This is a genomic window from Bacteroides xylanisolvens XB1A, from assembly GCF_000210075.1.
In the GTDB taxonomy this organism is placed as follows: domain Bacteria; phylum Bacteroidota; class Bacteroidia; order Bacteroidales; family Bacteroidaceae; genus Bacteroides; species Bacteroides xylanisolvens.
This window is the reverse complement of record NC_021017.1, coordinates 383,473-388,401: the sequence shown is the minus strand read 5'-3', so window position 1 is coordinate 388,401 and position 4,929 is coordinate 383,473. Positions and strand designations below refer to the sequence as shown.

Genomic DNA, 4,929 nt, shown 5'->3' with positions numbered 1-4,929 from the left:
ACTTATAACGTTCTCTTAAAAAAACTATTCATTATATTCCTCCTACTTTCAATAAATTCACTAAATTCGTGGCGAACTAAAGAAAGCAACTCATGGAGGTATTCACAAATAACAGGAATAGCCGGAAATATCAGATTGGCTATGCACTAAGCGGAGGATTTATTAAAGGATTTGCCCATCTGGGAGTTATGCAAGCTCTTTTAGAGCATGATATTAAACCGGAAATCATCTCCGGAGTAAGCGCAGGAGCACTTGCCGGTGTCTTTTATGCAGATGGCAACGAACCCCACAAAGTTCTTGATTATTTCTCCGGACATAAATTCCAGGATTTAACCAAACTGATAATTCCTAAAAAAGGATTATTTGACCTTTGTGAATTTATAGACTTTCTCCGAACCAACGTAAAAGCCAAAAACTTGGAAGATTTACAACTTCCTCTGATTATCACAGCAACCGACCTCGATCATGGACGCATGGTTCATTTTCACCGCGGCAGTATTGCTGAACGGGTCGCAGCTTCTTGTTGTATGCCTGTTATGTTCGCACCAGTCAATATAGATGGCACTAACTATGTAGACGGAGGATTGATGATGAATCTTCCTGTCTCTACCCTGCGTAGAGTGTGCGACAAGGTGGTGGCTGTCAACGTAAGCCCCATCATGGCAGAGGACTACAAAATGAATATTGTAAGTATTGCTATGCGTTCATTCCATTTTATGTTCCGCGCCAATACTTTTCCAGAAAGGGAAAAGTGTGATTTATTAATCGAACCATACAATTTATACGGATATAGCAATACCGAACTGGAGAAAGCAGAAGAAATCTTCGGACAGGGATATAATACAGCCAATGAAGTGCTTAATCAACTGTTGGAAGAAAAAGGGAAAATATGGAAGTAACCTCCTATCCATCGGAAAAAAGAATGAATACGAATATTAATAATCTACTCTATATGAATGACGAAAATAAAATAATTATCTATCAAGTGTTCACCCGTCTGTTTGGAAATAACAACAACCACTGTGTCTACAATGGAGACATTACCACCAACGGGTGTGGAAAAATGGCTGATTTCACGCTCAAGGCACTTGGTGAAATCAAAAAATTAGGTACTACACATATATGGTATACAGGCATCATCGAACATGCCACTCAAGCGGATTATCGCCGTTATAACATCAGTCCGGATCATCCTGCCATTGTGAAAGGAAAAGCTGGCTCTCCCTATGCCATCAAGGATTATTATGATGTAGATCCTGACCTGGCCAACGATGTACAGGGACGTATGAAAGAATTTGAGAACCTGGTACACCGTACACATCGCACAGGTTTGAAAGTGATTATAGATTTTGTACCTAATCACGTAGCACGCCAGTACCATTCGGACGCACAGCCCGACGGTACGACGGAATTGGGGGCTAACGATGACCCCAGTCAATCTTTCAGTCCATACAATAATTTCTATTATATCCCGCAAGCGGAACTTCGTGCCCAGTTCGATATGAAAGACGGTGCAGCAGAGCCTTACCGGGAATTTCCGGCTAAAGCTACCGGTAACAATCGTTTTGATGCTACGCCTAATATCACCGACTGGTATGAAACGGTGAAATTAAACTATGGAGTGGATTATCAGAATGGCGGTACCTGCCACTTCTCCCCAACTCCGGACACTTGGATAAAGATGCTGGACATTCTTCTTTTCTGGGCGTCAAAGCACATTGACGGTTTCCGTTGTGACATGGCAGAAATGGTTCCCGTTGAATTTTGGGAATGGGCTATTCCTCAAGTTAAAGAGGTTTATCCTGAAATACTTTTCATCGCAGAAGTCTATAATCCCAGCGAATATCGTAACTATCTGTTCCGTGGTAAGTTTGATTATCTATATGATAAGGTAGGATTGTATGATACATTACGAAATGTAGCCTGCGGATATGAATCTGCCACTGCAATCACTCATTGCTGGCAAAGCCTGAATGGAATAGAGAAAAAAATGCTCAACTTCCTGGAGAACCACGATGAGCAACGTATCGCATCTGATTTCTTTGCCGGTAATCCGCGTAAAGGGATTCCCGCACTAATTGTTTCTGCATGTATGAACACCAATCCTATGATGATCTATTTCGGTCAGGAGTTCGGAGAGCTGGGCATGGATAGCGAAGGATTCAGCGGAAGAGACGGACGGACTACCATATTCGATTATTGGAGCGTAGATACTATACGTCGTTGGCGTAACGGAGGAAAGTTTGACGGAAAAATGCTTACTGAAGAACATAAGCACCTCTACTCTATCTATCAAAAAGTACTGACGCTTTGCAACGAAGAGCAGGCAATCAAAAAGGGGGTATTCTTTGACTTGATGTATGCCAATATAAACGGATGGCGTTTCAATGAGCATAAACAATATACTTTTATGCGGAAATACAAAAACGAGATTCTGTTTTTCGTTATTAATTTCGACAGTCAACTGGTAGATGTTGCCATCAACGTACCTTCACATGCCTTCGACTTTTTGCAGATTCCTCAAATGGAGTCTTATCAGGCCATTGATTTGATGACCGGTGCTAAAGAAGAAATCTGCTTATTACCTTATAAACCGACAGATGTTTCGGTCGGAGGTTATAACGGAAAAATTTTAAAGATTACTTTTTAAGTAAAAAGAGTAAGATAAGAACCGCATACTCCTTATCCTCCGGGCATTTCACTTATATAATGCCCGGAGGATTATTTTATGTACATCGCTCAAACAAATATTCTCAAAGGCTGTTTAGTTATAACTAATTCTCTAAACTCAAAGCTTATGAAGAAATTTATGATTTGTGCGATCACACTGTTTTTGCTATTATCTACATCTGTTTTTGGAGATACCCCTCCCGGCAATGTACAGGCAACTTTCAAGAAAATGTATCCCAAAGCAAACGGCATTGCCTGGTCACAAGATGACGGATATTATTGCGCCAATTTTGTAATGAACGGATTTACTAAAAATGTGTGGTTTAACGTCCGGGGGCAATGGGTGATGACACAGACTGACCTTGTTAGCCTTGATCGTCTGTCACCGGCAGTCTATAATGCTTTTGTATCCGGGCCATACGCTAGTTGGGTGGTAGATAATGTGACAATGGTAGAGTTTCCCAAATGGCAAGCTATTATTGTAATTAAAGTAGGCCAAGATAACGTTGACATCAAATATCAGTTATTCTATACTCCACAAGGAGTATTACTGAAAACACGCAACGTGAGTGATATGTATGATATTCTCGGACCAAGTACCTTTTTGGTAAACTAGAACTAAATCATTCAATAACACAATATACGAGAAAGCCCCTGCAGATATACAATGATAGTTGCAGGGGCTTCTTATTTAAAGATAAAATTATTTCTTCTTTCTAAGCACTACAGCGGTACGGGCAGGAATGTAGAGTTTCAACCACTCTTTCTTTTCTTTACTGTACAGCGGATCGGCAATAGTAAAGTGCACTACAGAATCATCTGCCAAACCGTTTCCTCCAAATGCAACGTCGTCCGTATTCAATATTACTTCATAAGCTCCCGGAGTTACCAGGAATCCATAGTCGGTAAATGACTGTTTCGGATTAAAGTTAAAGACAAATATAAGGTCTTTACGGCCGTATGCCAATACCTGATCGCCATCATTATGCCATATTTCCTGAACAGGTGTCGTTTGAAAGTTTTTCACGCTCTTCAGAACTTTCAGCATATTCTTATCAAAATCACCCATATAATGATAGGTCAGATTCTTGTTGTCTACCAAATCCCATTGGCGACGGGCATACTTACATGACCATCCGTTACCTTCACGCGGGAAGTCAATCCATTCGGGATGACCGAATTCATTTCCCATGAAGTTCAGATAACCTCCGTTGATGGTTGAAGAGGTCAATAAACGAATCATCTTGTGCAAAGCGATACCACGGTTGACAACATAATTTTCATCTCCCTTTTGCATATGCCAGTACATATCAGCATCAATCAGACGGAAGATAATTGTCTTGTCTCCCACTAATGCCTGGTCGTGGCTTTCTGCATACGAAATGGTCTTTTCATCCTGACGACGGTTGGTTACTTCCCAGAACATGCTGGAAGGTTTCCAGTCTTCATCAATCTTTTCTTTGATTGTCTTGATCCAATAGTCCGGAATGTTCATGGCCATACGATAATCGAAGCCGTAACCGCCATCTTCTATTTTTGCAGCCAGCCCCGGCATACCGGAAACTTCTTCCGCAATGGTTATCGCTTTCGGATTTACCTGATGAATCACTTCATTAGCCAATGTCAGGTAACAAATCGCATTATCATCCTGATGACCGTTGAAATAATCTCCATAGTTACAGAAGGCTTCACCCAAACCATGACTATAATATAGCATAGAAGTGACTCCGTCAAAACGGAAGCCGTCAAATTTATATTCTTCCAGCCAGTACTTGCAGTTAGACAACAGGAAGTGAATCACTTCGTTCTTGCCATAATCGAAGCATAGAGAATCCCAAGCCGGATGTTCGCGACGAACGCCCGGATAGAAATACTGATTCGGATCACCGGCAAAGTTTCCTAATCCTTCTACTTCATTCTTCACTGCATGTGAATGAACAATGTCCATAATCACAGCAATTCCCATCTCATGAGCGGCATCGATCAATGCTTTCAATTCGTCGGGAGTACCAAAACGGGAAGAGGCAGCAAAAAAGCTGGATACATGATAGCCGAAACTTCCATAATAAGGATGTTCCTGAATGGCCATAATCTGGATACAATTATACCCTTCTTCAGCAATACGGGGAAGTATTTTCTCGCGGAATTCGTTATAAGTGCCCACTTTTTCCTCCCGTTGTGCCATTCCGATATGACATTCATAAATCAACAGTGGATTCGTGTCGGGCTTAAATGTTTTCTTTTTGAATTTATAGGGTT

General features: G+C 41.1%; 4 protein-coding genes. 3 read left to right on the top strand and 1 reads right to left on the bottom strand.

All coding sequences use genetic code 11. The features are described 5' to 3' along the window. Positions 1-92 precede the first annotated feature (92 nt). The 3 genes from BXY_RS01635 (at position 93) to BXY_RS01625 (ending at position 3,286) form a co-directional block, all read left to right on the top strand. Complete coding sequence (locus BXY_RS01635) at positions 93-899, top strand: patatin-like phospholipase family protein (RefSeq protein ID WP_015531054.1); 807 nt, start codon at positions 93-95, stop codon at positions 897-899. A 53-nt stretch (positions 900-952) separates the two neighbouring features. Continuing rightward, the gene (locus BXY_RS01630) at positions 953-2,650 is read left to right on the top strand and encodes an alpha-amylase family protein (protein ID WP_032841723.1); all 1,698 of its coding nucleotides are present in this window, start codon (positions 953-955) and stop codon (positions 2,648-2,650) included. A gap of 147 nt (positions 2,651-2,797) precedes the next feature. Further along, the gene (locus BXY_RS01625) at positions 2,798-3,286 is read left to right on the top strand and encodes a PepSY-like domain-containing protein (RefSeq protein ID WP_008640124.1); all 489 of its coding nucleotides are present in this window, start codon (positions 2,798-2,800) and stop codon (positions 3,284-3,286) included. An 87-nt stretch (positions 3,287-3,373) separates the two neighbouring features. Here the strand turns inward: BXY_RS01625 and BXY_RS01620 are convergent. Then, positions 3,374-4,929: alpha amylase C-terminal domain-containing protein (locus BXY_RS01620; protein ID WP_208946710.1), on the bottom strand; the 1,556-nt coding region annotated here is incomplete at its 5' end.